A 26,691-nucleotide genomic window follows, 5' to 3' on the forward strand; every position below is an offset into this window, starting at 1 on the left:
AGAACGGCCTATAATCCTCTCGTAGGACCTCTCGAGCACGGTCTGCCCCCACACGCTTCTCCATCGCAACCTCCTTTGCTGGAGTGTTGCGACGAGCGGTTGAATCCGCCCTGGATCGCCCGGTCGAGCCGGGCGATGACAGTGTGTTGTGTGGCGACGGCGCTGTGCGGCGCTGTTACGCGGCGCTGACGCGTCGGCTTAGTAGCCTTTGCCGCTGGCGAGCTGGTCGGTGTGGAAATTGCTGTCGCCGAACAGCTCCTGGCAGACGCGGGCGCGCTTCATGAAGAAGCCGATGTCGAACTGGTCGGTCATGCCCATGCCGCCGTGCATCTGCACGCCCTCCTGCACGGCGAGCGTGGCGGTGGTGCCGGCCCGCGCCTTTGCCACCGCGACCGCGGTGGCGGCCTTCTCGGCATCCGTATCGAGCGCCTGCAGCGCCTTCAACACGGCGGCGCGGGTGATCTCGATATCGATGTAGAGCTGGGCGGCGCGGTGCTGCAGCGCCTGGAATTCGCCGATCGCCTTACCGAACTGCTTGCGCTCCTTCAGGTAGGTCACGGTGCGGCCGAACACCTCGTCGGAGAGACCGACCATTTCGGACGCGACCGCGCCACGGCCGATATTGAGCACGCCCTCGAGCAGCCCAAAGCCCTGATCGACCTCGCCGAGCACGCTGTCGGCATTGACCTCGACATTGTCGAACACGATGCGCGCCGCGTTGTGCGAATCGACCATCGCGGTGCGCTCGACCGCGAGGCCCTTCGCCTTGGGATCGACCAGGAACAGCGTCAGCCCGTTCTTGTCGCCGGCACTGCCCGCGCTGCGCGCCGCGACGATCAGAAGATCCGCGGTGTGGCCATCGACCACGAACGCCTTGTCGCCGGACAGCTTGAAACCGTTGCCGGAGCGCGTCGCCTGCAACTTGGTCTGCAGCGGCCGATGCTTGGCACCCTCATCGATCGCGAGCGCCGCGAGCAGCGAGCCGTTGGCGATCTTCGGCAGATGCTGCGCCTTCTGCGCTTCGCTGCCGCCGCGCGCCAGCGCCGACGCCGCGAGCACCGAGGTCGAAAGGAACGGCGACGGCATCAAGGTGCGGCCGATCTCCTCCATGACGATGCCGGCTTCGACGCAGCCGAGCCCGCTGCCGCCGAACTGGTCCGGCACCAGCAGGCCGGAGAAGCCCATCTCGGCAAAGGTTGTCCAGAGCTCGCGCGAGAAGCCGGTGGTGTCCTTGGCATCGCGCAGGCCGCGCAGATGCGCCACCGGCGCCTTGTCGCTGATGAGACCGCGCGCACTGTCGCGCAGCATGGATTGTTCTTCGGTGAGGACGAGGGCCATGGAGAATCCGATCTAACGTTCTAAGCAGAAAATTTCCGAGTTCGTCATTCCGGGGCGATGCGACAGCATCGAACCCGGAATCTCGAGGTTCCGGGTTCGTCGCTTCGCGACGCCCCGGAACGACGGCAGCAACTACGCCCCCGGCAGATCGAGGATGCGCTTGGCGACGATGCCGAGCATCACCTCCGAGGTGCCGCCCTCGATCGAGTTGGCCTTGGTGCGCAGCCAGGCGCGCGGGCGGGCGCCGCCGCGGGAGCGGTCGCTCTCCCATTCCAGCGCGTCGATGCCGCCGGCCGACATTAGGATCTCGTAGCGGCGCTTGTTGAGCTCGGTGCCGTAATATTTCATCGCCGAGGAGAATGCCGGATGCGACTGCCCGGCCTTGGCGAGATCGACCGCGCGCTCCGCGGCCGCGGCGAGCGCGGCCTCGTCGACCTCGAAATTCGCGATCTGGCTGCGCAGCTGCGCGTCATCGAGCTTGCCTTGCGCGTCCGCGCCGACCGAGTCGGCCGCGATCTGGCCGAGCGGACGGCCGACGCCGCGCTCGCCCATGCCCGAGATCATCGCGCGCTCATGCTGCAGCAGATATTTCGCGACATCCCAGCCGCGATTGACGGTGCCGACGACATGCGACTTCGGCACGCGGACATTGTCGAAGAAGGTTTCGCAGAACGGCGAATAGCCGGAGATCAGCAGGATCGGCTTGGTCGATACGCCCTTCGACGTCATGTCGAAGAGAATGAAGCTGATGCCGTCGTGCTTCTTCGCGGCCGGATCGGTGCGCACCAGGCAGAAGATCCAGTCGGCATAGTTGGCGTAGGAGGTCCAGATCTTCTGGCCGTTGATGATGTAATCATCGCCGTCGCCGACCGCGCGGGTTTGCAGCGAGGCGAGGTCGGAGCCGGCGTTCGGCTCGGAATAGCCCTGGCACCAGCGGATCAGACCCGCTGTGATCTTCGGCAGATGCTCCCTCTTCTGCTCCTCGGTGCCGTATTTCAGCAGCGCCGGTCCGAGCATCGAGATGCCGAACGAGGTCAGCGGCTGGCGCGCCCCGATCGCCGCCATCTCCTGGCGCACGATCTTGGCTTCCTCGCCGTCGAGGCCGCCACCGCCATATTCCCGGGGCCAATGCGGCACGGTCCAGCCCTTGTCGCGCATCCGCTCGAACCAGACCCGCTGCGCGTCCGACGAGAATTTCGCGTTGCGGCCACCCCAGAAGGTGTCGCCATCCGAGGTCATCGGTTTGCGCATCTCCGCCGGGCAATTCTGCTCCAGCCAGGCGCGGGTCTCTGCGCGGAATTTCTCGAGGTCAGCCATGGTGCGTTTCCAGTCAAAATCGACGAATTGGATTCGACCTTAGACCTACGCAGCCGCCGAATTCAATATGCCTCGCGGCCGCGCCATGCTCTGGCGTCGCTACTCAGCTTGCGCGATCGGGTGTATCGCCGAGAAGGGGTAACGATTGAAAAACAAGAGGAAACGGACATGCGGCTGAAGCTGCTTTCGCCTAGCGAAATGAACGCCGCCCAGAAAGAAACCTACGACGAGTCGATCGCCGGCAAGCGCGGCGCGCCACCGGCGCCGATGATGGCCTGGCTGAACAGCCCGGAGATGGCACGGCACGCCACCCGGCTCGGCGAGGTGCTGCGCTTCGACACGATCTTTCCGCCAAAGCTGTCGGAGATCGCGATCCTCGTCACCGCGCGGCACTGGACCGCACATTACGAATGGTATGCCCACAAGCGCCTTGCGCTGAAGGGCGGCCTCGATCCGAAGATCATCGAGGACATTCGCGTGCGCCGGACGCCGACCTTCGACGACCCCAAGGCCAGGGTGATCTACGACGTCGCCAAGGCGCTGCACGAAGGTCACGGCCTGCCCAAGGGACTGTATGACGAGGCGGTCGAGGTGCTGAGCCAGCGCGGCCTGGTCGAGGTGATCGGTCTCTGCGGCTACTACACCATGGTGTCGATGACGCTGAACACGTTCGAGTTCCAGCTGCCCGGCGGCGAGCTGTCGGAGCTCTGCTAGACCCGGCCCGGCCGTGGCGCCTTTCGGAAACGCTGCGTTTCCGGATGGATCGCTCCGGCCCCGGCAAATCCCGACTATATCAGGAGGTGAAGCCTTGCCCCCGATGGCACGGCATTGATGCCAACGGAGCCAGGTCATGCCAGAAAATCCCCCCATCATCGCGGGCACGCGGATCGGGCATGTCCACCTCAAGGTCGCCGATCTCGAGCGGGCGCTCGGCTTCTATTGCGGCGTGCTCGGCTTCGAACTGCAGCAGCGGATGGGCGCGGACGCGGCCTTCATCTCGGCCGGCGGCTATCACCACCACATCGGCCTCAACACCTGGGAGAGCAAGGGCGGCCGTCCACCGCCGCCCGGCACCACCGGCCTGTTCCACACCGCCATTCTCTATCCGAGCCGCCCGGCGCTCGCCGACGCGCTGCATCGGGTGCTGTCGGCCGGCATCCAGCTCGACGGCGCCAGCGACCACGGCGTCAGCCAGGCGCTCTACCTGCGCGACCCCGACGAGAACGGCGTCGAGCTCTACTGGGACCGGCCCGAAGCCGAATGGCCGCGCAGCGCCGACGGCAAGCTTTCGATGTTCACGCGGCGGCTGGATCTGGAGGAGCTGCTGAAGCAGCGTGCGGCGTAATTCCGCGATCCGGACAATTTCGTAGCCCGGATGCAGCGGAGCGAAATCCGGGGTTCACTCCACGAGGCAATACCGTTCCCGGATTTCGCTGCGCTTCATCCGGGCTACTTGCTACTTCGTTCCCTTCGTCATGATCGTCACCGCCGCGATCAGCTCGAGGCCGATGCAGCCGTAGAACGGCAGCGTGTAGCTGCCGGAGAGATCGTGCAGCAGGCCGACCACGCCGGGGCCGAACGCATAGGTGATCTGATTGATCGCCGTGATCAGGCTGACCAGCACGCCGAAGGCGCGCGGATCGAATTCGCGCTGCACGATCAGCGCCGGCAGCGTGATCAGATTGCCGACCGAGAAGCCGAACAGCGCGCAGGCGGTGATCTGCACAAAGTCATTGTGCACGTTGATGATGAGAGCGAGCGCGATCGCCTGGCTGACAAAGGACAGCGCCGACGCCAGCCGTTGGTTGAGCTGGTCGATCACGAAAGAAAAGGAGACGCGGCCGACTACCGCCATCGCGGTCAGCAGCGCCATCGCTACCGTCGCACGCTCGCGGCCGATCACCTGGTCGAGATAGGCGATCAGATGCACGATGAAGCCGACCTGGGCGAACAACACCAGCGCGAAGGCAATCGAGACCGAGAGGAAGCGGATGTCGCGCAGCGCATTGGCGCGCACCTGGGTCGCCGACGGCGCATCGGTCGCAGCAGCCGTCACCGCGTGCAGATGCACCGGCGGCTGCCCGACGAAGATCAGGATGACCGGCACCATCACCACGATCAGCAAAGCCGCAGCCGCGATCATCGCTCCGGAGAAGCCAAAATAGCCGATCCCCGCCACCAACAGCGGGACGCCGACGATGCCGCCGAAGCTCGCGCCGTTCAGCGCCAGGCTGATCGCCATGCCGCGCTTCTTGTCGAACCACAGGCCGAGCGTGTTGGTGATGATGCCGAGGCTGGTGCCGGCCCAGCCGAACGCCAGCAGCGCATCGGCGAGATAGAGCTGCCACGGCGCGCGCACCTCGCCGATCGCAACCGCTGCGACCGCCATCGCGAAGGTACCGGCGATCAGGCAGCTGCGCGCGCCGAACGCCTTGATCGCCTCGCTGACAAAGGCGACCAGCGCAGCGCCGAACAGATAGAAGAACGTCGTGCCCGACGAGATCAGCGACGCCGGCCAGCCGTGCAGCCGCTGCAGCTCGGCGACATAGACGCTCTGCCCGTAGAAACCCAGCCCCCAACCGAAGGTCGCGAGCAGGAAGCAGACGACGACGATGCGCCAGCCTTCGTAACCGAGCGAGGATTCGTCAGGCAGCGTGGGTGAGGATGCGTCCATTTCTTGCTCTTGCTTCCGACATCGTCATGACCGGGTTTATCCGTTCTCACGATGTAAGGAGCCGTGCAAGCCGGTCACTTCGAAACGGATCGAAGTGTCAGCAATTGGCAGGAGCTTGATCCGGAAAAGTGCGAAGCGGTTTTCCCTCGCGACAAACGCGAAGCGATTGCGCGGAGATCATGCTCAAAACAAAGCTTTAGATGCTTGGGTCCGGGATTTCTTCCACCGCACGCAATTTCGCGCGCCGCTTGGCGAATGAAGCGAACGAGAGCACGACGAGCCCGAGCAGAACAGGCGGAAACACCACCATGTTGACGGCGTTCCAGCCGTAATGCGCGAGCAGCTGGCCCGACGAGAACGAGCCGATCGCCATCATGCCGAACACCAGGAAATCGTTGAACGCCTGCACCTTGTTGCGCTCCTGCGGCCGGTGCGTTTCCAGCACCAGCGCGGAGGCGCCGACGAACGCAAAATTCCAGCCGACGCCGAGCACGATCAGCGTGGCCCAGAAGTGCGGCGCCGTGATCCCGGACAGCCCGATCATCGCGGCCACCGCCTCCAGCGCCAGGCCGAGCGCAACGATGGCGGGCGCGCCGAACCGCGCGATCAGCGAGCCGGTGAAGAAGCTCGGGCCGTACATTGCCACGATGTGCCACTGGATGCCGAAATTGGAATCGCTGACCGACAGCCCGCACATCTTCATGGCGAGTGGCGCCGAGGTCATCACCAGGTTCATCATCGGATAGGCGATCACACCGCATAGTGCCGCGGCGATGAAGCGCGGTTGTTTGGCGATCTCGAGCAGGGGACGACCGCCGTGCAGATCCGCCGCCGCAGGCTTCGGTGCGTCGACGCCCGACAGCACCGCCATCGCCACCAGCGCGACCAGCGCCTGCATCACGAAGGAGAACGCGAACAGATAGGGCGGCCAGATGTCCATGGTCCATTGCACGAGCTGCGGCCCGAGCACGCCGGCGAACACGCCGCCGGCCATCACCCAGGACACCGCCTTGGGCCGGAACGCGACACTGGCGCCGTCGGCCGCGGCAAAGCGATAGGACTGCGCGACGGCGCCGTAGAGCCCGCCGAGGAAGGTCGCGCCGCAGAACAGCCAGAACGATGAATGCAGGATCGCCCAGGCGCCGAGCGCGCCGGTGAGCGTGCCGCAGAAGGTGCCGACGATGAAGGCGACGCGCCGTCCATAGGCGCGCGAGATCGCGCCGGTCGGCAGCGTGCCCGCGGCAAGGCCGAGCACATACATCGAGAGCGGCACCGTCGCGAGCGAGATATCGGGCGCCAGCGACGCGCCGACGATCGAGCCGGTGGCGAAGATCACGGCCGAATTGGCCCCGGTCAGCGCCTGCGCCGCCGCAAGCCGCCACACATTGCCGCGCGCCCGCGCGTCGTCGCTCGCCTCATCCGCAGCTGTCACGTCGATCATCGGCAATCCCGCGCTGAAGCCCCGGCGGGAGCCTCCAAATCGCGGGCACTATGGAGAGCGGGTGCCGGCCGATCAACCGGCGCAAACGGACGTAGGCCATGCGGGAGGCGCACGAGGGGACCCACAACTCCGGCGTCGTCCTGGCGAAAGCCAGGACCCATAACCACCGAATCCTGTTGTGAGAAGGATCGCGGCCCAGCTGCGTTCGACAACCAGCATCTGGGGTAATGGGTCCTGGCTTTCGCCAGGACGACGTCAGTGTATTCCAACGTGCGTCACTTATCGCGCCGGCTTCCTGCCCGGACGCTTCTCGGCGCGCAGCGCGCCGGTCTTGTGAACTTTGGAGCGCGGCGCGATCGGGGCGCCGCGCGGGTAGCCGCCCGGCCATTCGAGCGCAAGCGAGCTGGCAAAGCCGAAGAAGCTCGAACGGCTCATGCCGAGCTCGGCGGCGCGCTTGTCGATCCGCGTGATCAGGCTTTTCGGCAAGTAGACATTGACGCGCTCGGACGGATCGGGCGGATCGACGCCGACCATGAAGAAGGCGGCGACGTCGGAGCCCTTCGGCGGAACGATCCGCTCGATCGGGGTCGGCTCCGGCAGCGCGTGGCCCTGCTCGACCCAGCCGTCCACCGCCTGCGCCAACGCATGCTCGGCGCGCTCGATCGCCTCTTCCTGCGACTTGCCGCCGGCAACGCAGCCGGGAAAATCCGGAAACCATGCCCCGAACGCGCCGCGCGGTCCGCGCTCCAGCACGGCCGGATAGAGCCGTCTCTTCATTCTGGCCTCCGTCGTCCAGGTATGCTATTTCACACACCTCGGTGTGTCAAATAACACATTGTCAAATAGCACATTGAGAGGGAGCACCGCGATGGACCCCCAAGCCGAACTCCGCATTGTCCGCGGAGCCTATGCCAAGCAGATCATGGCCGCCGCCAACATCGTCGATCCGCGCGTGGCGGCGGCTTTCGCCGCGATTCCGCGCGAAGACTTCGTCGGCCCCGGGCCATGGATGATGCTGAGGTGGTGGAGCCGCGACTATGTGCCGACGCCCGATGCGGATCCGGTCTATCTCTACACCAACGATCTGATCGCCTTGCGGCCCGAGCGCCGTCTCAACAACGGCCAGCCCTCGCTGCACGCCTATCTCATGCATCAGGCCGCGCCCTCCGCCGGTGAGCATGTGGTGCATATCGGAACCGGCACCGGCTATTACACCGCGATCCTTGCGCATCTGGTCGGGCCGTCCGGACGCGTGACCGGGATCGAATACGACGGCGAGCTCGCAGCGCGCGCCCGCGCCAATCTCAAAGCTTGCGCCAATGTCGAGATCATCGCAGGCGACGGCACGCTGGTCCCGTTCGATTCGGCCGACGTGATCTACGTCAATGCCGGTTGCACCCGACCCGCCGTGCGATGGCTCGACGGCCTCGCCGATGGCGGCCGCCTGATCCTGCCGCTGACGTCAGATGAGGGATTCAAGGGCGGCGCGCCGGAGCAGGTGGCGCGATCCGGCGCGGTGTTCCGGGTTCGGCGCGAGGGCGCAGGCTATCAGGCCGCCTGGATATCGCCGGTCGCGATCATTCCCTGCGACGGCGGCCGCGACGAGGCGTCGGAAAAGGTGTTGGCCGAAGCCTTCGCCAGCGGCGGCTGGCAGAAGGTGACGCGGCTTTATCGTGATGCTGAGCTTCCCGACGAGCGCTGCTGGCTGCGCGGCGACGGGTGGTGTTTGGCTTACGACTGACGCGATGATCCGTAGGGCGGGTTAGCGTCAGCGTAACCCGCCGACGCTCTCTCCGGAGACCGCAAGATGGTGGATTACGCTTCGCTAATCCACCCTACGATCGCACAAACATCAAGATCATGTTGTTGGCCGGCATCTCGAAGCTGCCTGCGAGCTTCAGCCCGACGCGCTCCGCGAGCGCCTCGACATCGGCGATGTCGCGCACGCCCCACTCAGCATCGCGTTCACGCAGCGACGTATCGAACACGGCGTTGCTGAGCGCGGTGTGCTTGCCGCCGCGCTTGAACGGACCGTAGAGGAACAGCCGGCCATCGGCGCGCAAATGCCTGGAGGCGCCGGCGAACAGGCCCTCGGCGACGCGCCACGGCGCGATGTGGATCACATTGGCGCAGAAGATCGCGAGCAGTTTGTCCGGACCGTTGCCGTCCGACGGTGCCGGCGACCAGGCCGGATCGGACAGATCGATGGGCTGCGGCGGCTGGATGTTGGCATGGGCGGCATGCGCGCGCCAGGCCTCGATGCTGCGCAGATGCGCGGTATGGAGGTCGCTCGGCCACCAGGTGATGTCGGGCGTCTGGCCGGCGAAATAGACCACATGCTGGCCGGTGCCGCTGCCGGCTTCCAGCACGTCGCCGGATTGGCCGGCGAGGTATTTCTTGAGGACCGCCCAGATCGGCTGGTGATTGCGGTGGAACGCCGCCGCGTCGAGCCGCCCGTCCGCCTCAACCGGGCTGCCGTCCTTACCAAACTCCACCACGAACTCCGCCACGCCGCTTCTCCTGTGTTAGCCGAATGTAGACGGTGCAACCGCAGTCGGCAAAATCGGAACCGAAAGGGCAACACTGTTGCTTCCCCTCATTCCGAGGTGCGAGCGGAGCGAGCCTCGAAGAATGCACGGCCACCGGTCGGGCCGTCGACCCTTCGAGACGGCCGCGTTGCGGCCTCCTCAGGGTGACGGGTGTTATCTCGTCTGTGCGGACCACCACGCTTCCATTAACCCCGTCGCAACGCGCCTATTCTCCGTGTTGCCAGCCGATGGCCTTTGTGCTTTCCACTCTTTATATTGCGATGGGATCATCGAGATTGAAGCCCGGGAAACGTCCTTGATCGCCACTTTCGTTAAGCCAGCCTTCGTCCTGGCGCTGCTGGCGGGCGCCGCCATGGCCGCGCCCGCGCAGGCCCAATCCGCCGCCGAGGGACAAAAGCTCGCCTTCGACCGCGGCAAGGGCAACTGCCTGACCTGCCATGTCATCAAGGGCGGCGACTTGCCCGGCACCATCGGCCCCGAATTGACCGGCCTCAAGGCGAAATACAGCCGCGACGAATTGATCGCGATCGTGACCGACGAGACCAAGCGCAACCCGCAGACCGTGATGCCGCCGTTCGGCCGAAACCGGATCTTGAGCGAGAAGGAAATCAACGCGGTGGTGAACTTCCTGCAGACGCTGTGACGCGGCGACATCAGCTTGAGGAGATTTTTTCGATGAACATCACGACCAGCGAATTTCTTGCGAACCGCCGCCTGGTGCTGAAGGGCGCGGGTGTCGCCGCGCTGATCGGCCTTGGCGTCATTCCGTTCGACGTGCCGCAGGCGCTCGCCGCCGCCAACGACAAATATCCGGAAGAGGCGTTCAAGCAGAAGAACGAGGCTGACGCGATCAAGGCGCTCTATGGCAAGACCGCCGAGCCCTCGGACAAGGTCAAGATGGACGCGCCCGAGATCGCCGAGAACGGCGCCGTGGTGCCGATTTCGGCCACCACGACGCTATCGGACGTCACCTCGATCGCGTTCCTGGTGAGCGAGAACCCGATCTCGCTGATCGCGTCCTACAAGATCCCGGCCGGCACGCTGCCGAGCGTCGCCAACCGCATCAAGATGGCCAAGACCAGCAACGTCACCGTGATCGTCGAGGCCGGCGGCAGGCTCTACAGCGCAAGCAAGGAAATCAAGGTCACCGTCGGCGGCTGCGGCGGCTGAATTCAATTAAAGGATAATACCGATGGCATCGAGCATTCGCGTGCGCGCCACCTCGAACGGCGACACCACCGAGGTTCAGGCGCTGATCCAGCATCCGATGGATTCCGGTTTCGTCAAGGACGCCAAGGGTGAGATCATTCCGCCGCATTTCATCCAGGTGCTGACCTTCGAGTATGACGGCAAGCCGGTGTTCGTCGCCGACTGGGGCGGCGGCGTGTCGAAGGACCCCTACGTCAAGTTCGCCTTCAAGGGCGGCAAGAAGGGCGACGATCTGAAGGTCAGCTGGGTCGACAACAAGGGCGCGACCGACACGACCACGGCGAAGATACAATGACGCGGCGCCTCGCAGCCATCGCGACGCTCGCGCTCGGCATGCTGGCGCTTGCGCCGGCGCACGCGGCCGACAGCGTCGATCCCGCCGCCGACAAGGCCGCGTTCCAGAAATTCTTCACCACCAAATTCCCCAAGCTCAAGCTCGAGGATTTCGTCAACGGTCCCTATTCGATGAATGAGGACCTGCACAAGCAGTGGGAAGAGAAGGAGCAGTTTCCGCCCTACGAGTTCTCGCTCGAAGCCGGCAAGGAGATGTTCTCGACGCCGTTCAAGAACGGCAAAACCTACGCCGATTGCTTCCCGAACAAGGGCATCGGCATCCGCCAGAACTATCCCTATTTCGACGAGAAGGAAGGCAAGGTCGTCACGCTCGAGCTCGCGCTCAATCGCTGCCGCGAGGCCAATGGCGAGGCGCCGTTCTCCTATGTGAAGGACGACATGGCGGCGCTGACCGCCTACATGGCCTTCACCTCGCGCGGCAAGCCGATGGACATCAAGATCCCGAACGATCCGCGCGCGCTTGATGCCTATCAGAAGGGCAAGGAGTATTTCTACACCCGCCGCGGCCAGCTCAATTTCTCCTGCGCCACCTGCCACATCCAGAGCCCGGGCGAACGGATCCGCGCCGAGGTGCTGGCGCCGGCGCTCGGTATCCTGAACGCGATGCCGATCTACCGTTCGGAATGGAGCGGCATGGGCACCACCAGCCGCCGCTTCACCACCTGCAACAGCCAGATCCGCGGCGTGCCGCTCAATCCGCAGGACGACGAGTACCGCAACCTCGAATATTATTTGTCCTATGTCAGCAATGGCCTGCCGATTTCGGGTCCGGGAGCACGGCCATGAGGGCTGCCATCAAAGCGATCTTTGCTGCGTCAGCCCTGCTGCTCGCAACTGCAACCGGCGCCCTCGCCGCCTCCGAAGCCGACTACAAGGCGGCCTATGCCGCGGCTGAAGCCGCCAACAAGGAAGCCGGCTCCCTGCGCAACCAGTGGACCACCACGGCTTCGACGCTCGCCGCCGCAAAAAAGGCCGGTGAGGCTGGTGATTTCGACACCGCAGTCGCCCAGGCCAAGGAGGCCGAGGCGCTGGCAAAGGCATCGATCTTCCAGGCCACCAGCGAAAAGGAACGCTGGAAGGACATGGAAGTTCGTTGACACTCAAGAGTTAGGGACGCGCAGGCGGATGGGTTCCCTCCTCCCTTGCGGGGGAGGGTTAGGGAGAGGGGTAAGCCGCACGGGCGGTGTTCGTGGCTTACCCCTCTCTCCAACTCTCCCCCGACGCAAGTCGGGCCTGCCCGACTTGCGCGAATTTACGATGCGCAACCGGGGTAGACCCCGGTTGCGCGGGGAGAGAGCCCTGCCACCGTCCGCGTGGCCACGAACCGATGTCGTGAGAGTAATGATCATCCGCCGCCGGGATTTCCTGAGAGCTTCGGCCGCCGCGACGCTCGTGGCCGGCCTGCCCCGCCTCGCGCGCAGCGCCGATACCGCCAGCGTCTACGACCTCGAGCGCTTCGGCAACGCCCGCATCCTGCATTTGACCGACACCCATGCGCAGCTGAAGCCGGTGTTCTTCCGCGAGCCCGGCGTCAATATCGGCGTCGGCGCGATGGCCGGCCAGCCGCCGCACCTGGTCGGCAAGGCGTTCCTCGACCGCTTTGGCATCCGGCCCGACAGCGCCGACGCCTATGCCTTTACCTGCGTCGAGTTCGAGAAGGCCGCCGGCCGCTTCGGCCGGCTCGGCGGCTTTGCCCATCTGAAGACGCTGGTCGACAAGCTGCGCGCCGATGTCGGCGAGAAGCGCTCGATCCTGCTCGACGGCGGCGACCTCTGGCAGGGCACCGGCCTTGCCAATGCGATGAACGGCGCCGACATGGTGGAGGCCGCCAATCTGCTCGGCATCGAGGCGATGACCGGGCACTGGGAATTCACCTATGGCGAGCAGGTGCTGCGCGACAATCTCTCGCGCTTCAAGGGCGAGTTCCTGGCGCAGAACGTGTTCCTGACCGAGGAAGCCGCGTTCAACGACGCCAAGGCGTTCGATCCGGCCTCGGGGCGGGTGTTCAAGCCGTCGATCATCAAGGAGATCGGCGGCCATCGCGTCGCGATCATCGGCCAGGCCTTCCCCTATGTGCCGATCGCGCACCCCAAGCGCTTTGTCCCGGACTGGAAATTCGGCATCCGCGACGACGAGCTGCAAAAGCTGGTCGACGGCCACCGCAACAACGACAAGGTCGAGGCGGTGATCCTGCTGTCGCATAACGGCATGGATGTCGACCTCAAGCTCGCCGGCCGCATCACCGGCATCGACGTCATCCTCGGCGGCCATACCCATGACGCGATCCCGATTCCGATCACGGTGACCAATGCCGGCGGCGTCACGCTGGTCACCAATGCGGGCTCCAACGGCAAGTTCATCGGCGTGCTCGATCTCGACCTCGCCAAAGGCAAGGTCGCCAATATCCGCTACCGCCTGCTGCCTGTTTTCGCCGAGCTGTTGAAGCCCGATCCGGCGATGCAGGCGCTGATCGACAAGATGCGCGATCCGCATGTCGACGAATGGAGCGACAAGCTCGGCACCGCCGACCGGCTGCTTTACCGCCGCGGTAATTTCTCCGGCACTGTCGACCAGCTGATCTGCGATGCGCTGCTGAACGAGCTCAACGCCGAGATCGCGCTATCACCCGGCTTCCGCTGGGGCCTCACCACGCTGGCCGGCCAGCCGATCACCATGGAAGACGTGCTGTCGGAGACCGCGATCACCTATCCCGAGACCTACGTCGCGACGATGACCGGCAGCCAGATCAAGGACGTGCTGGAAGACGTCTGCGACAATCTGTTCAACGCCGATCCCTACTATCAGCAGGGCGGCGACATGGTCCGCGTCGGCGGCCTCGCCTACACCTGCTCGCCCGGCGAGAGCGTCGGCAAGCGCATCTCCGAGCTGAAGCTCGGCAACGGCAAGCATCTCGAGGCCGGCAAGCACTACAAGGTGGCAGGCTGGGCCTCGGTCAATCAGCAGAACGGCGCGCCGGTCTGGGACGTCGTCGCCAAGCATCTGCGCGCCGGCCGGCCGCCGAACCGCGACGAGCCCGGCGTGACGCTGAAAGGCGTCGACGACAATTTGGGTATTGCGAGGCACGGATGACGCGGCGCGCGCTCATCGCGGCGTTTGGCCTTGCGGCGCTCGCGCTGGCGACGCCGCTCGCCCGCGCCCAGCTCGCGCCGTTGCAGGACAAGCCGTTCGCCGAGCACAAGGTCGTGCTGCAGCTGTCCGACAACGATCCGAAGAAGCAGGGCCTCGTCCTCAGCGTCGCCAGCAATCTGATGAAGCACTACGACCCCGACAAGGTCGCGGTCGAGATCGTTGCCTTCGGCCCCGGCATCGACCTGCTCAGGCCCGACAATGCCAACCGCAAGCTGGTCGAGAGCCTGGTCGCGCAGGGCGCGCGGGTCGACATCTGCCTCAACACCGTCGACACCATCGAGCGCGACACCGGCAAGCGGCCGGACTACATCGCCGCCGCCACGCCTGTGCAGGTCGGCGTCGCACAAATCCTGCTCTTGACCGAGAACGGCTACACGCTGGTCCGTCCGTAACACCCCTACCGTCATTGCGAGCGAAGCGAAGCAATCCATGTTTCGTCGCAGGGATAGAATGGATTGCTTCGTCGCTTCGCTCCTCGCAATGACGGGTTAACAGCGGAGCCTCTTCAAGTGAGCTTCCCATGCTTCGCCGTTTCGCCGCCGCCGCGCTGTTTTCGCTTGCCTTCGCAGCGAGCGCACTCGCCGCCGACAAGCCGCATCGCATCGCGATCCAGGTCGACCAGAACGATCCGCAGGTCATGAATCTCGCGCTCAACAACGCGACCAACGTGATCGAATACTACCGTGCGAAGAACGAGGACGTGGAGATCGACATCGTCACCTACGGTCCCGGCCTGCACATGCTGCGCAGCGATACCTCGCCGGTGCAGGACCGCATCAGGCGGCTGAAGGATTTCGTCTTCCCCGGCAAGATCCAGTTCTCTGCCTGCGGCAACACCAGGCAGGGCATGGAGAAGGCCGAAGGCCACGCGATCTCAGTCGTCCCCGACGCCACCATCGTACCGTCGGGGGTGGTGCATCTGATGGAGCTGCAGGAGCAGGGCTGGAGTTACGTGAGGCCGTAGGCGGCTTCTCTTATTGGTTTGCCGCGTCAGCCCCGCGCCCGAAATACGATCCGTCACCCCGCGCAACGGCTTTGCCGTTGTCGCTGGAGGAGCGCGCAGCGCGTCTCGAAGGGTGCACGGCCCCACCGCCTCCACACGCCGATAGCTTCGCGGAAACTGCCGGGCCGTCCACCCTTCGAGACGGCCGCTACGCAGCCTCCTCAGGGTGACGGGGGGTAGATTGGAAGGCGACGGATACGGAGTCGCACGGGGATGGATTTGCTTTGAATGCACCCCATCTATGGAATAATATCCTCCCTGTGACTCGACCCGGAGAACAGGTAAAGCCGTCATGATCTTTCGCCAGCTCTTCGACAGCGTGTCCGGCACCTACAGCTATCTGCTCGCGAGCCGCGCCGGCGGCGAGGCGTTGATCCTCGATCCCGTGCTGGAGAAGGCCGACCGCTACTGCAAGCTGCTGCAGGAACTCGACCTCAGGCTTGTGAAGGCCGTCGATACCCATTTGCACGCCGATCACGTCACCGGCCTCGGCGAGCTGCGCGACCGCACCCAGTGCATCACCATCATGGGCGAGCAGAGCAAGGCCGACGTGGTGTCGATGCGCGTCTCCGACGGCGACAGAGTGACGATCGAGGGCCTTTGCCTCGAGGCGATGTACACGCCCGGCCACACCGACGATTCGTATAGCTACCTGATGGGCGACCGCGTCTTCACCGGCGACACGCTGCTGATCCGCGGCACCGGCCGCACTGATTTCCAGAACGGCAGCGCGCGGGCGCAGTACGATTCGATCTTCAATCGCCTCTTGAGGTTGCCCGAGGAGACCATGGTGTTCCCCGCGCATGACTACAAGGGCGACACCGTCTCCACGATCGGCGAGGAGAAGCGCTACAATCCGCGGCTGCAGGTGAAATCGATCGACGACTATGTCGAGCTGATGAACAACCTCAATTTGCCGAACCCAAAGCTGATGGACGTCGTGGTGCCCGCCAACATGCATGTCGGCCTGCACCAGGACGAGCTCGCCAAGGAAGGCCTTGCCCTCAATGCGCGCGACGCCATCGCAAGCCTTGGCCGGCCCGATATCCTGCTGGTCGATTTGCGCGAGAGCGCTGAACGCGCCAAGCACGGCACGCTCGCCGGCGCCATGCACGCGCCCTATCCGGGGATTTGCGCTACCTTGCAGCCCGGCGGCATGCTGCGCGAAGTCGCCGCCGCGACCGGCCGCCGCGTCGTGTTCTTCTGCGCCTTCGGCGAGCGCTCCGCGATGGCGGTGGCCGCCGCGAAGAAGGCGGGGCTGGCGAATACAGCGCATATCGAAGGCGGCATCGACGCCTGGAAGAAGGCCGGCGGGCCTGTCGTGATGGGATGATCTTGTAGCCCGGATGGAGCGCAGCGCAATCCGGGATTCTCGAAGCCTGCGCGGCTGGTCCCGGATTGCGCTTCGCTCCATCCGGGCTACGCAGTTTACCGCGTCACGCGCCGCAATTCTTCCGTCAACCGGTCAAGCGCCTCCGCCAGCATCACACCGCCGCACACCGTGAGCCGCTCCGGCAGCACGATGCGCTTGTTCTCCGGATAGAAGCGTTCCAGCGCCGGATGCAGCAGGAAGGCGCGGCCTTCATCCTCGGCGCGATCGCCGGCCTCCGACACCAGGATGAAATCCGGCCGCAGCTTGACGATCGCCTCCAGCGAAGCAAACCCGCCCGCGCCAAGGCCGAGCTCGCCGGCCGCATTGGTCAGTCCCGTCGCCGTCAGCAACGAGCTGATGAGGCTGCTGTCACCGGAGACAAAGCCACGCCGCTCCAGCGGCAGCACGCGATAGTGATGCGCGCTCGCTACCGTCCGCGCTCGGGCGATGGCCGCATCGAGGCGCGCGATCTCGGCCTCTGCCCGGTCCGGATGCTGCAGCACGTCGCCCATTGCCCGGATCTGGTCCCTCACCTCGTCCAGCGTGCGCGGCACGGTGAATTCGACCAGATGCAACCCATGGGCCTTGAGCAAGTCGCGGGTCGCGCGCTTGTCGAACAGGCTGACGACGACGAGATCGGGCTTGAGCAGCAGCACATCCTCGGCCCCGCCGGACAGGCGCGGATAGTTTCGTGCCTTCTCTGCGGCCCAGGATTGCCAGGCGTCGCGCGCGAAGCGGCTGAGACCGAGGATCTGGTCCGGATCGGCCAGCGACAGCACGAGTTGGTCGCTGCACACATTCATCGAGACGATGCGTGGTCCGGCGGCGAGCGAGGCGCTGGCTGAGATGAGCCACACCAGCATTGAGAGCATCAGGGTAAGCGAAGGTGACACAAGATGGTGCCCGCGCGAGAGCTGCGCCCCCTCTCCCGCTTGCGGGGGAGGGTTGGGGTGGGGGTCGTGCCGCAATGGACACTCCTTAGATGGAGAGAGCCCCCACCCGCCGCGCTCTTCGAGCGCAGCGACCTCCCCCGCAAGCGGGAGAGGTGAAGCGAACGCGCGGAGGCGCCAGCGCATCAGATGTCCGCCCACGGCACGATGACGGCTTCACGCTGAAATTCGGCGCGGTAGGCGTTGACCCGAAACACGCTCGCGAGCACGCTCTCCGACAATGCTTCAGTCGGCGCGCCCTGCGCCGCCAGCCGCCCCTCCGACAGCACCAGCACATGATCGGCAAAGCGCGCCGCGAGCCCGAGATCGTGGGTCACCACAATGACCAGCACGCCGGTGTCGGCAACATTGCGCAGCTTCTGCATCACGTCGATCTGGTGGCGCGGATCGAGCGAGGCGGTGGGCTCGTCGGCGAGGATGACCGGCGCCTCCACCGCGAGCACCCGGGCCAGTGCGACGCGGCTGCGCTCGCCGCCGGAGAGCTCGGTGACGCGGCGATCGCTGAACGCCTCGACATCGACAGCCCGCATCGCCCGCAGCACCGCCTCCACATCCGCCTGCGACAGACGCGCCGGATCGGTCGCGCCATGCGGATAGCGGCCGAGCGCGACGATGTCGCGCGCCGGCAACGGCCAATGCGCCATATGGCCCTGCGGCAGATAGGCGAAGCGCTTGGCGCGCTCGCGCAAGGGCAGCGATGCCAGCGCGTCGCCGCCAATCCTGATCTCGCCGTCGGACGGGATCAGCCCGGCGAGCGCGCGCAGCAGCGTGGTCTTGCCGGCGCCGTTCGGCCCGACCAACGCGACCAGATGGCCCGCAGCGAGCGACAGCGAGATCTCGTGCAGCACCTTGCGGCTGCCGAGCGACGCATTGAGGTCGGTGGCAGAGAGCAGCGTCATGCCACGCCTCCGCCAAGCGCGCGGCGTTCGCGCATGATGAGATAGAGGAAGAACGGCACGCCGATGATCGAGGTCAGCACGCCGACCTTGATGTCCGAGGTCGAGGGGATGATGCGCACCGCGATATCGGCGGCGAGCAGCAACGTCGCGCCGGTGAGCGCGCTCGGCACCAAGAGCCGCCCCGGATCGTGGCCGATCACCGGACGCATCAGGTGCGGCGCGACGAGACCGATGAAGCCGATCGTGCCGGTCACCGCGACCGCACCGCCGACGCCGAGCGCAACGCCGGTGATGACGAAGAGCCGCAGCCGTCCGACGTCGACGCCGAGGCTCTGCGCGGCTTCCTCGCCGAGCGTCAGCGCGCGGAACGCGCTCGCCTGGCTCAGCAGGATGGCACCGCCCGCGATGATGAAGGGCAGCGCCAGCGCCACGTGCTGAAAGCTGCGGTCCTCCAGCGAGCCGAGCAGCCAGAACGCGATCTCCAGCACCACGAAGGGATTGCTCGAGAGGTTCATCACCAGCGCCGTCGCAGCTCCCGCGAAGCTCGAGATCGCGAGCCCCGCGAGGATCAGGATCAACAGCCCGGCATTGCGGCCGGCGATCGCAAGCAGCGCGAACACCGAGCCGAACGCGCCGATGATCGCCACCACCGGCAGCGCGTAGGAGCGCACATCGGCGAGGCCGAGCGCGATCACCAGCACCGCGCCGAATGCCGCCGATTGCGGCGCGCCGAACAGCGACGGCGAGGCCAGCGGATTGCGCAGCAGGCCCTGCAGCGCCGCGCCCGATAGTCCGAGAATGCCGCCGATCGCGAACGCCAGAATGGTGCGCGGCAGGCGGATCTCGCGCACGATCACCTGCGCCACGTCGCTGCCGCCGCCGAACAGCGCCTCAATCACCGCAAACGGCGACAGCCGCACCGGCCCGATGCCGAGCGAGAGCACCAGCAGCAGGACCACGAGCGCGAGCAGCGCCGCGGTGGCGCCCCACCGGCGCCGCGCTGCGACCTCGGCCGCCAAGGCAAAATCCTGCACGCTCATTGGATCCATGCTCTTACAGCGATCAGCAGACAAGCGATACTCGGCAAAAGCCGTGGCCGGCGCGATAGTCTGAGCTACCGGCGCGGCGGGTGTGACGCGCCGCGCCTCCTCTCACATTACATGCGCCCGCAAACTGGAGTAGTGTTGCGGCAGACGATTTGACCCGCGCAGGGGAAACGCATGGCCAAGGCTGGAAAGAAGAGCAAGGGCAGCGCCGGGAGCAACGACAAGTTCGACGACAAGTCGAAAAAGCCTCCGCCGCCCGCAGCATCGCAGGACGACGATTATTACGAGGATGGCGATATCGCCACGCCGAAGCTCGACCGCTACGGCAATGACGACGAGCCGTTGTAGGGCTAGCCACGATGTCGTCCTGGCGAAAGCCAGGACCCATTACCCCTGAAGCGCACTGTTGCGTAAGGTGCCGCCCCAGCATGCCGCCAAACTTGCTGCGGTGGTTATGGGTCCCGGCTTTCGCCGGGACGACGTGCTGAGGGATCGTGCAAAAAATCCTCGCCCTCGATCTTTGCAATACTCCCGCGATCGAGCAGATGCGCGCCAAAGCCGCCGCGGGCCAGCGATGCGGCGATCGGCGGCGAGGCCAGCAGCAGCGCGGCCGTCATCCCGAGCGGCACGGCGCTGAGCCAATCGAGCCGGAGCGGCGTCAATTCCTCGGCGCTTCCCCGATAGAGCCCTTCGCCCGCGGCGATGCGGCCGCACTCCCGGATCAGGTCGCGCCGCGTGCCGTCGCGCGATGCGCTGCCGAGCAGCGCCTGCATCGCAAGATGCGTCCGCACGCCGGCGCGGCTCTCCCCCAGCGGCGCCGGCGTCTCGCCGAGCGAGAGGCGCAGCAAGAGATCGACCAGATCGGTGCCGGACTGGTACGCGTTCATGGGCTCGACCAGCCGCGGATTGCAGTCGATCAACAGCGGCGTTGCGCTGTCGAGCGGCATGATGACATCAACCGAGAGCGCGCCGTGCCAGCCGAGATGCGCACCGATCCTCTCGAGCGCGGCGCCGATCGCCGGCCGGCTCACGCTCTCCTTGATCGCCTCGCCGCCGCCGACGCCGGCCGCAATCTGCCGGTAGGCGTGGAAGCCAATGAGCGTGCCGTGGCAGAACACCGACTGCGCCTTCTCGACCGTGCCGGTGATGAGATCCTGCACCAGCACCTCGCCGGCAAGATCGCCGGCGGATTCGAGGTCATACAGCGCGCGGTTGAGATCGCCGGCATCACGCACGAACCAGACGCCGCGGCTCGCGGTCCCGACCGAGGTCTTGACCACGGATGGAAACCGCAGGCCGTCGCGCAGCTCCTCGGCCGAGCGCACGATCCGGGTCGGCGGCTGCGGCAGGCCGAGCTGATCGAGCAGCCGACTGAAACCGGCCTTGCTGTGCACTTCGCGATAGGAGGCGAAATCCGGCAGCGCGAGGCCGGCATGCGATGTCAGCCGCGCCGCGGCACGGGCGAACAGGAAGCCCTGCTCATGGGTCGGCAGCAGCACGTCGAAATGCCGCGACGTCAGCAGGCGCTCGACGAAGCCGAGGTAGCCGGCCGGATCCGACCGCAGCGGCGGACAATGGTGGTATTTGCGGACAAAGCGGGAATAGCGGGCCAGGCACCAGCGCGAGGGATCGCAGACCTCGACGTGATGGCCGGCCAGCCCCAGGATCGTGATCGCCTCGCGGCCGGAGGTGCTGGAGCCCTCCGACATCAGCACGCGGAGCGGCTTTTTGGCGTCGATCATGGCCGATCATCACCGCGCGGCCACACTTTGTCGCCGCCTTTAATGCCGCATGTGTCGATCCGGCACGCCCGCGCCGGGGGCAGCCATGCGCCTGCGTTCATGGACAATTAGCGGCCAGCCTCTATTTTCGGCCCCCCCTGCCGGGCTTTGCTTCTTATTTGACGCGTTTTCTTTACGCGAACCGGCACCACGTCGCTCGAAAACGCTATGGAATAGGGTTGTATCAGCAATGGTCGATATCCTGGCCGCACCGCAGCAAGCGAAAGCCGACAGCGCGCTGCGCACCCTGACCGGGATTTCGGTCGCCCATTGGGTCAGCCATTTCCATATCTTCGTGCTGCCGATGCTGTTCCCGTTCCTGAAGCAGCAGCTCGGCGTCGGCTATGTCGAACTCGGATTCGCGCTGACGGTGTTTGCGGTGGTCTCGGGCCTGACCCAGGCGCCGATCGGCTACCTGGCCGACCATATCGGCGCGCGCAAGATCCTGCTGATCGGGCTGACCGTCGGCGGCTGCGCGCTGATCGGGCTCGGCCTGCATCTGAGCTACACGTCGCTGATCGTCTGCGCCGTGCTGCTCGGCCTCGCCAACAGCGTCTATCATCCGGCCGACTACGCGATCCTTTCGGCCCATATGGACGAGGCGCGGATGGGCCGCGCCTTCTCGATCCACACCTTCGCCGGCTTCCTCGGCGGCGCGGTGGCGCCTGCGATCATGGCAGCGCTTGTCGCCTCGATCCGCGGCCCCGGCGCGCTGATCGTGGCCGGCGCGGTCGGACCGCTGGTGGCGCTGTTCCTGATCGTGCTCGGCATTCCCGATGCCGGCGCCAACAAGAACAAGCCAAAGGACGATGCGGCGCCGAAGGCCAGCGTGGTCACGCCGGCGCTGATGGTGCTGACCGCGTTCTTCACGCTGCTCAGCCTGTCGACCTCCGGCATCAACAATTTCGGCGTGGTCGCGCTGATGGGCGGTTACGGCGCATCGTTCTCGACCGCCAACATCGCGCTGACCGCGTTCCTCGGCGCCAGCGCCGCGGGCGTGCTCGCCGGCGGCTATCTCGCCGACTGGACCCATCGCCACAGCCAGCTCGCCGCGGCCTGCTTCGCGGTCAATGCCGTGCTGGTGCTGCTGATCGCGCTGATGAACCTGCCGCCGGTGGTGCTGACGCTCGCGATGGGGCTTGCCGGATTCCTCGGCGGCGTGATCGCGCCGTCGCGCGACATGATGGTGCGCAACGCCGCGCCTCCCGGCGCCGCCGGCCGCGCCTTCGGCATCGTCTCAACCGGCTTCAACTTCGGCGGCATCGTCAGCCCGCTGCTGTTCGGCTGGATCATGGACCAGCACATGCCGCACTGGGTGTTCGGCGCGTCGGTGGTGTTCATGGTGCTGACCGTGTTGCTCGCGTCGGTCACCGAGCACAAGCCGCAGGCCTCCGCGGGTGCAATCCAGGCCAAGGCGCGTTAGGACTCACCGGCCCCAGAATACGGGCGTCGTCTTGAACCGCCGCCAACTCTTGCGCAGCGTTTTTGCCACCGCGATCTGATCGCGGGCCAGCCAGCCGGCCATCGCGCCGATGCCGAGATGCAGCGCAGGTTGGTCGTCCTGCGCGATGGTGTGGAGCAGCACGCGCGTGCTGCCAATGTCGCACACCCGCCCGAGGCTGTTCTGCAGCCCGGCGAGCCGCTTCACGTAGCGCTTCGCCGGCGCGTGGGCGGCGTAAAGCGGCAGGAAGAACTCCGCCGCATAGCGCAACTTCTTGAGGTTGATCCTCAGATTGTGCTGCGCGTGGATATCGAGCCGCCGGAAGCGCGCACCACGCTTCAACGTCTTGCGATGCAACCGCTGCAGAATTCGATCGGCAAGCACCGGCATCGGCTGCGACAGGATCGCCAGCGCTTCGCTGTCGATCTCGTTGCGCCAGCTGCGACGCTCCACCAGCTGCCCCAGCGAGAGCAGAAAGCGGCTGCAACGGGGATCGGCCAGGACGCCATGCAAGGCGCCGTAGCTCGACTTCTGACGCTGTTCGACCGCCTGGCGGAGGCCATCGAGATCGATATCCGGAACCGCTTTGACCAGGCGGGTGATCGTCGTTTCGGCGAACACGTCCCAATCCCGAGCCTTGCCGAGCTGCCGCATCAGCCATCTTGCTTCGGCGTTGACGGTCAGAAATGCCGGCGATGGAATGTCGCGCCGGAACAGCGCGCAGATCGTCCGCAAGCGCCGCAACGCCACGCGCATCTGGTGCACGCCTTCGGGGTCGGTCCCCTGCTCGGCCACCGCGTGATTTTTCAGGAGATGATGCCAGCACGAGCCCACCAGCAGTGCGATGACGTCGTCAACCACAAGCTCCGCGGTGATGCCCGACAACTCGGCCTTCACTGCGGATGGCGCGACATCGAACGCCAGCGCATAGCCGCGCTCCGCCTTGCTTCGCGTGCCGATCTGCAGCGGCGCCGCGTCGAGCAGCTGCGTACCGAGATCGAACAGGACGCCGGCATTGCCGCTCTTCAGTTCGATCTCGATTTCCGACAGCACCTCCTGGCGCGAAGCGGCCTCGATCGTTCCCTCGTCGAATACGACTTCAACCGACGCATCGGGCAGATCGAGCTGTCGGGCGTGCCGGCGCACCTTCGTCTCGAAAACCGGCACCAGCGCATCGTTGCCCAGCGTCGCAACGGGATCACCGACCTCGTCGGCGGGAAATAGCGTAAGATCGGGGGTCATGCCCTCAACAGGCATCTCCCATTGGCGCCGCATCAGGGGCTGCGCGGCATTGGGGGGAAGCTTCAGCGTCTGGATGAAGCTCTTGCCGCTGTGGCGGACGCGCAACGACATGCCATGCTGAAACAGCAGGCGTTCGGCCGTGTCGTAATACACCGTTTCCAGCCGGTGATATGCGCCGCGATTGCGCGCATGCTGCACGATGCACGGCGCCTCGCGTAGCTTCTCGAGGCTTCCTTGCGGCGCAAGGAGCTTGAGCTCGAATTCCGTCTGATCGCCATGCCCGACAGCAATGGCAGTGCCCGCATCGGTCACGACCGGCCGCCGTCCATTCAATGATATCGCCCCCGGTTTTGTTTATGAAGGTTTCATGACATTGGCAAGGCGCACCGTCGTATCGCAGCGTGCATTTAGCTGCGTATTTAATCTAAAATTACCCGGTCAAGTTGTTTGTGGCTACTGCGCCAGCCAAAGGGCGAGGGAAGCCCGCCGCGCGCAGCGTCGTACACGACGCATTCATCCCGATCGTCGCGACAGGACCTGCTTCAACAGCGGCTCGATCCGCGACAGCTCATCGAGATGCACCGCAGACAGTTCGGCGAGATGATCGGCGGCAAGGCCGGTTAGTTTCAGCAGCACCCGGCGCTGGTCGGCGGGATCGAGCACGCGCTCGACCAGCCCGGCTTCGGCGAGGCGATCGACCAGCTCGACCGTGGTGTGGTGGCGAAGCCGCAGCCGCTCGGCGAGGTCGCCGATCGTGACCGGACCGCCGCCCGGATAGCCCCGGATCGCCAGCAAGGCCTGATGCTGCCGCGGCGTCAGGCCCGCGGCCTTCGCGGCATCCTGGCTGAATTCCAGAAATCGGCGGATCAAATAGCGGAATTGCGACAGCGCCTCGTAATCGGCCTGGCTGGGAACCCGTTTTCGGGCCTTGATCGGGGATTTGGCCGGCGATTTCGAGGGTCTCTTCATCGCTGCCATTCGATCCTCCCGCTTGTAATTATATCGCAATACGATATGACGCGCCCGTCCACTTCACACGCGAGCCTTACGCCACCGATGAGCGTCATTTCCACCAAATCGAGCGCCGCTGCCAAGACCAGCGCCAAGACCAGTGCCAAGATCGGCGACAAGGCGAGCCACCTCTTGAGCGACTTCACCACCGATCCGCGCGTCGTGGTGATCTCGGCGATCGCCGTGTTTGTCTCCGCCGCCGGCGTGCTGGCCGGCGCTGGCCTGCTGGAGCTGATCAAGCTCGCTACCAACATCGCCTATTTCGGCAAGTTCAGCTTCGCCGACCTGAAATTGCAGAACTCGCCGCTCGGCCTCTGGACCGTGCTGGTGCCGGTCGCGGGCTCGCTGATCATCGGCCTGATGGCGCGCTTCGGCAGCGAGAAGATCCGCGGGCACGGCATCCCGGAAGCCATCGAAGCCATCCTGCTCGGCCGTTCGCGGCTCGATCCCAAGGTGGCGATCCTGAAGCCGTTGTCGTCGGCGATCTCGATCGGCACCGGCGGCCCGTTCGGCGCCGAGGGCCCGATCATCATGACCGGCGGCGCGATCGGCTCGCTGATCGCGCAGATGCTCCCGGTGACGGACAACGAGCGCAAGACCCTGCTGGTGGCCGGCGCCGCCGCCGGCATGACCACCGTGTTCGGAACGCCGATCGCGGCGATCATGCTCGCGGTCGAACTGCTGCTGTTCGAATGGACGCCGCGCAGCTTCATTCCCGTCACCGTCGCCGCCGTGGTGGCGGCGGTCGGGCGCACCTTCCTGCACATGCCGGCGCCGCTGTTTCCGTTCACGGGCAGTGTCGACATCTCGGTGCTGCAGCTCGGCGCCTGGATGCTGATCGGAATCCTCTCCGGGCTGCTGTCGGGCGTGCTCACCCAGCTGGTTTACGGATTCGAGGACCTGTTCCTGAAGCTGCCGATCCACTGGATGTGGTGGCCGCTGATCGGCGGTCTGGTCGTCGGCCTCGGCGGCCTGATCGAGCCGCAGGCGCTCGGCGTCGGCTATGACAACCTCGCGTCGATGCTGAGCGGCGACGTGGTGCTGAAGGCCGCGCTATTGCTGCTTGTGGTGAAGGCCGTGATCTGGTCGGTCGCGCTCGGCTCCGGCACGTCGGGCGGCGTGCTGGCGCCGCTGCTGATCATGGGCGGCGCGATGGGCACGGCACTGAGCGGCTATTTGCCGGCCGCAAGCCCGGGCTTCTGGGCACTGCTGGCGATGGCGGCGACGATGGGCGGCACGATGCGCTCGCCCTTGACCGCGACCTTCTTCGCGGTCGAGCTCACCGGCAACACCCATGTGCTGCTGCCGCTGATCGCGGCCTGCTGCTGCGCGCACGGCGTCACGGTGCTGCTGATGCGGCGCTCGATCCTCACCGAGAAGGTGGCGCGGCGCGGCCACCATCTGGTGCGCGAGTATCGCGTCGATCCGTTCGCGCTGACGCGCGTGCGCGACGTCATGACCAGGGCGGTCGAGACGGTCGCCGATACCATGACGCTGCACGGCGCGGCCGCCTTCCTGACCAACCCGAAGACCGGCCATCCGAGCTTCCCCGTTGTCGATGCCAACCAACACGTGCTCGGGGTGATCGACCCACCGTCGGTGCTGCGCTGGCGCCGCGCCGGCAAGCATCGCACCGCGACGCTCAAGCAGCTGCTGGCCGGCAGCAAGATCACGGTCGCCTACCCGGACGAATATCTCGACCGGCTCGCCGACCGCCTGATGCAGGTCAATGTCTCGCATCTGCCTGTGATCTCGCGCGAGGACCAGCGCCTGGTCGGCTATATCGGCTGGAAGGACCTGATGCGCGTGCGCGCCAGGTTGCAGGCCGAGGAGACCCAGAAGACAGCGTTCTTCGGCGCGCGCTAGCCCCGCGGCGGCTTGCCTGGCGGGAACAAATTTCCGCCGGGCGGCAAC

27 protein-coding genes are annotated in these 26,691 nt (G+C 65.8%); 15 read left to right on the forward strand and 12 right to left on the reverse strand.

The window, feature by feature from the left end:
- Positions 1-198 precede the first annotated feature (198 nt).
- Both FBZ93_RS25105 and FBZ93_RS25110 read right to left on the reverse strand, forming a co-directional pair.
- Positions 199-1,338 carry an acyl-CoA dehydrogenase family protein gene (locus FBZ93_RS25105; RefSeq protein WP_146989440.1) on the reverse strand — a complete coding sequence of 380 codons (1,140 nt, stop codon included), beginning with the start codon at positions 1,336-1,338 and terminating at the stop codon, positions 199-201.
- Positions 1,339-1,470: 132 nt separating this feature from the next.
- Positions 1,471-2,655 (reverse strand): acyl-CoA dehydrogenase family protein, encoded by a 1,185-nt coding sequence (locus FBZ93_RS25110; RefSeq protein WP_146989442.1) that lies wholly within the window; start codon positions 2,653-2,655, stop codon positions 1,471-1,473.
- 168 nt (positions 2,656-2,823) lie between these two features.
- On the opposite strand from FBZ93_RS25110, the gene FBZ93_RS25115 reads away from it, so the two are divergent.
- The gene (locus tag FBZ93_RS25115; RefSeq protein ID WP_074130966.1) at positions 2,824-3,369 is read left to right on the forward strand and encodes a carboxymuconolactone decarboxylase family protein; all 546 of its coding nucleotides are present in this window, start codon (positions 2,824-2,826) and stop codon (positions 3,367-3,369) included.
- Between the two features lie 136 nt (positions 3,370-3,505).
- Positions 3,506-4,000 carry a VOC family protein gene (locus tag FBZ93_RS25120; protein ID WP_146989444.1) on the forward strand — a complete coding sequence of 165 codons (495 nt, stop codon included), beginning with the start codon at positions 3,506-3,508 and terminating at the stop codon, positions 3,998-4,000.
- A gap of 111 nt (positions 4,001-4,111) precedes the next feature.
- On the opposite strand, the gene FBZ93_RS25125 is transcribed toward FBZ93_RS25120, so the two are convergent.
- The 3 genes from FBZ93_RS25125 to FBZ93_RS25135 form a co-directional block, all read right to left on the reverse strand.
- A complete protein-coding gene (locus tag FBZ93_RS25125; protein WP_146989446.1) occupies positions 4,112-5,329 on the reverse strand; it encodes an MFS transporter in 1,218 nt (405 codons plus the stop codon).
- A 196-nt stretch (positions 5,330-5,525) separates the two neighbouring features.
- Positions 5,526-6,770, reverse strand: coding sequence for an MFS transporter (locus FBZ93_RS25130; RefSeq protein ID WP_146989448.1), 1,245 nt, complete (start codon positions 6,768-6,770; stop codon positions 5,526-5,528).
- A 279-nt stretch (positions 6,771-7,049) separates the two neighbouring features.
- On the reverse strand, positions 7,050-7,547 hold the full coding sequence (locus FBZ93_RS25135) for a type II toxin-antitoxin system HicB family antitoxin (protein ID WP_146989450.1): 498 nt from the start codon (positions 7,545-7,547) through the stop codon (positions 7,050-7,052).
- A gap of 91 nt (positions 7,548-7,638) precedes the next feature.
- Between FBZ93_RS25135 and FBZ93_RS25140 the strand changes: the two genes are divergently transcribed.
- Entirely contained in the window at positions 7,639-8,511 is an 873-nt protein-coding gene (locus FBZ93_RS25140) for a protein-L-isoaspartate O-methyltransferase family protein (RefSeq protein ID WP_146989452.1), read from the forward strand.
- A gap of 94 nt (positions 8,512-8,605) precedes the next feature.
- On the opposite strand, the gene FBZ93_RS25145 is transcribed toward FBZ93_RS25140, so the two are convergent.
- The gene (locus FBZ93_RS25145; protein WP_146989453.1) at positions 8,606-9,280 is read right to left on the reverse strand and encodes a DUF938 domain-containing protein; all 675 of its coding nucleotides are present in this window, start codon (positions 9,278-9,280) and stop codon (positions 8,606-8,608) included.
- A 391-nt stretch (positions 9,281-9,671) separates the two neighbouring features.
- Here FBZ93_RS25145 and soxX point away from each other — a divergent pair, with 391 nt between their 5' ends.
- The 9 genes from soxX to FBZ93_RS25190 all read left to right on the forward strand — a co-directional run bounded on the left by soxX (position 9,672) and on the right by FBZ93_RS25190 (position 16,368).
- On the forward strand, positions 9,672-9,962 hold the full coding sequence (soxX, locus tag FBZ93_RS25150) for a sulfur oxidation c-type cytochrome SoxX (protein ID WP_146989942.1): 291 nt from the start codon (positions 9,672-9,674) through the stop codon (positions 9,960-9,962).
- A gap of 32 nt (positions 9,963-9,994) precedes the next feature.
- A complete protein-coding gene (gene soxY, locus FBZ93_RS25155; protein ID WP_146989455.1) occupies positions 9,995-10,489 on the forward strand; it encodes a thiosulfate oxidation carrier protein SoxY in 495 nt (164 codons plus the stop codon).
- Between the two features lie 22 nt (positions 10,490-10,511).
- A complete protein-coding gene (gene soxZ, locus FBZ93_RS25160; RefSeq protein ID WP_050419904.1) occupies positions 10,512-10,823 on the forward strand; it encodes a thiosulfate oxidation carrier complex protein SoxZ in 312 nt (103 codons plus the stop codon).
- 38 nt (positions 10,824-10,861) lie between these two features.
- Positions 10,862-11,668 (forward strand): sulfur oxidation c-type cytochrome SoxA, encoded by an 807-nt coding sequence (soxA, locus tag FBZ93_RS25165; protein WP_246667650.1) that lies wholly within the window; start codon positions 10,862-10,864, stop codon positions 11,666-11,668.
- Complete coding sequence (locus tag FBZ93_RS25170) at positions 11,665-11,979, forward strand: hypothetical protein (protein ID WP_146989459.1); 315 nt, start codon at positions 11,665-11,667, stop codon at positions 11,977-11,979. Before soxA ends, FBZ93_RS25170 begins: the two co-directional genes overlap by 4 nt.
- 244 nt (positions 11,980-12,223) lie before the next feature.
- A complete protein-coding gene (soxB, locus tag FBZ93_RS25175) occupies positions 12,224-13,972 on the forward strand; it encodes a thiosulfohydrolase SoxB (RefSeq protein ID WP_146989944.1) in 1,749 nt (582 codons plus the stop codon).
- Positions 13,969-14,424 (forward strand): hypothetical protein, encoded by a 456-nt coding sequence (locus FBZ93_RS25180; RefSeq protein WP_146989461.1) that lies wholly within the window; start codon positions 13,969-13,971, stop codon positions 14,422-14,424. Before soxB ends, FBZ93_RS25180 begins: the two co-directional genes overlap by 4 nt.
- Before the next feature lie 128 nt (positions 14,425-14,552).
- Entirely contained in the window at positions 14,553-14,996 is a 444-nt protein-coding gene (locus tag FBZ93_RS25185; protein ID WP_146989463.1) for a DsrE family protein, read from the forward strand.
- A 331-nt stretch (positions 14,997-15,327) separates the two neighbouring features.
- Positions 15,328-16,368 (forward strand): MBL fold metallo-hydrolase, encoded by a 1,041-nt coding sequence (locus FBZ93_RS25190; protein ID WP_146989465.1) that lies wholly within the window; start codon positions 15,328-15,330, stop codon positions 16,366-16,368.
- A 95-nt stretch (positions 16,369-16,463) separates the two neighbouring features.
- Here the strand turns inward: FBZ93_RS25190 and FBZ93_RS25195 are convergent, their stop codons facing one another.
- The 3 genes from FBZ93_RS25195 to FBZ93_RS25205 all read right to left on the reverse strand — a co-directional run bounded on the left by FBZ93_RS25195 (position 16,464) and on the right by FBZ93_RS25205 (position 19,296).
- On the reverse strand, positions 16,464-17,279 hold the full coding sequence (locus FBZ93_RS25195) for an ABC transporter substrate-binding protein (RefSeq protein ID WP_146989467.1): 816 nt from the start codon (positions 17,277-17,279) through the stop codon (positions 16,464-16,466).
- A gap of 203 nt (positions 17,280-17,482) precedes the next feature.
- Complete coding sequence (locus tag FBZ93_RS25200) at positions 17,483-18,256, reverse strand: ABC transporter ATP-binding protein (RefSeq protein ID WP_146989469.1); 774 nt, start codon at positions 18,254-18,256, stop codon at positions 17,483-17,485.
- The gene (locus FBZ93_RS25205; protein WP_146989471.1) at positions 18,253-19,296 is read right to left on the reverse strand and encodes a FecCD family ABC transporter permease; all 1,044 of its coding nucleotides are present in this window, start codon (positions 19,294-19,296) and stop codon (positions 18,253-18,255) included. Before FBZ93_RS25205 ends, FBZ93_RS25200 begins: the two co-directional genes overlap by 4 nt.
- A gap of 180 nt (positions 19,297-19,476) precedes the next feature.
- On the opposite strand from FBZ93_RS25205, the gene FBZ93_RS40755 reads away from it, so the two are divergent.
- A complete protein-coding gene (locus FBZ93_RS40755) occupies positions 19,477-19,650 on the forward strand; it encodes a hypothetical protein (RefSeq protein ID WP_167529210.1) in 174 nt (57 codons plus the stop codon).
- Between the two features lie 104 nt (positions 19,651-19,754).
- Here FBZ93_RS40755 and FBZ93_RS25210 read toward each other — a convergent pair whose 3' ends face one another.
- Positions 19,755-21,044, reverse strand: a complete 1,290-nt coding sequence (locus tag FBZ93_RS25210) for a hypothetical protein (RefSeq protein ID WP_146989473.1) — start codon at positions 21,042-21,044, stop codon at positions 19,755-19,757.
- Between the two features lie 229 nt (positions 21,045-21,273).
- On the opposite strand from FBZ93_RS25210, the gene FBZ93_RS25215 reads away from it, so the two are divergent.
- Complete coding sequence (locus FBZ93_RS25215; protein WP_146989475.1) at positions 21,274-22,506, forward strand: MFS transporter; 1,233 nt, start codon at positions 21,274-21,276, stop codon at positions 22,504-22,506.
- Between the two features lie 3 nt (positions 22,507-22,509).
- Here the strand turns inward: FBZ93_RS25215 and FBZ93_RS25220 are convergent, their stop codons facing one another.
- Together FBZ93_RS25220 and FBZ93_RS25225 are read right to left on the reverse strand one after the other, a co-directional pair.
- The gene (locus FBZ93_RS25220) at positions 22,510-24,078 is read right to left on the reverse strand and encodes a CYTH and CHAD domain-containing protein (protein WP_146989477.1); all 1,569 of its coding nucleotides are present in this window, start codon (positions 24,076-24,078) and stop codon (positions 22,510-22,512) included.
- 201 nt (positions 24,079-24,279) lie between these two features.
- Positions 24,280-24,744 carry a MarR family winged helix-turn-helix transcriptional regulator gene (locus FBZ93_RS25225; protein WP_146989479.1) on the reverse strand — a complete coding sequence of 155 codons (465 nt, stop codon included), beginning with the start codon at positions 24,742-24,744 and terminating at the stop codon, positions 24,280-24,282.
- 78 nt (positions 24,745-24,822) lie between these two features.
- Here FBZ93_RS25225 and FBZ93_RS25230 point away from each other — a divergent pair, with 78 nt between their 5' ends.
- On the forward strand, positions 24,823-26,643 hold the full coding sequence (locus FBZ93_RS25230) for a chloride channel protein (protein ID WP_246667636.1): 1,821 nt from the start codon (positions 24,823-24,825) through the stop codon (positions 26,641-26,643).
- Positions 26,644-26,691 lie beyond the last annotated feature (48 nt).

This window comes from Bradyrhizobium macuxiense (genome assembly GCF_007993935.1).
Classification (GTDB): domain Bacteria; phylum Pseudomonadota; class Alphaproteobacteria; order Rhizobiales; family Xanthobacteraceae; genus Bradyrhizobium; species Bradyrhizobium macuxiense_A.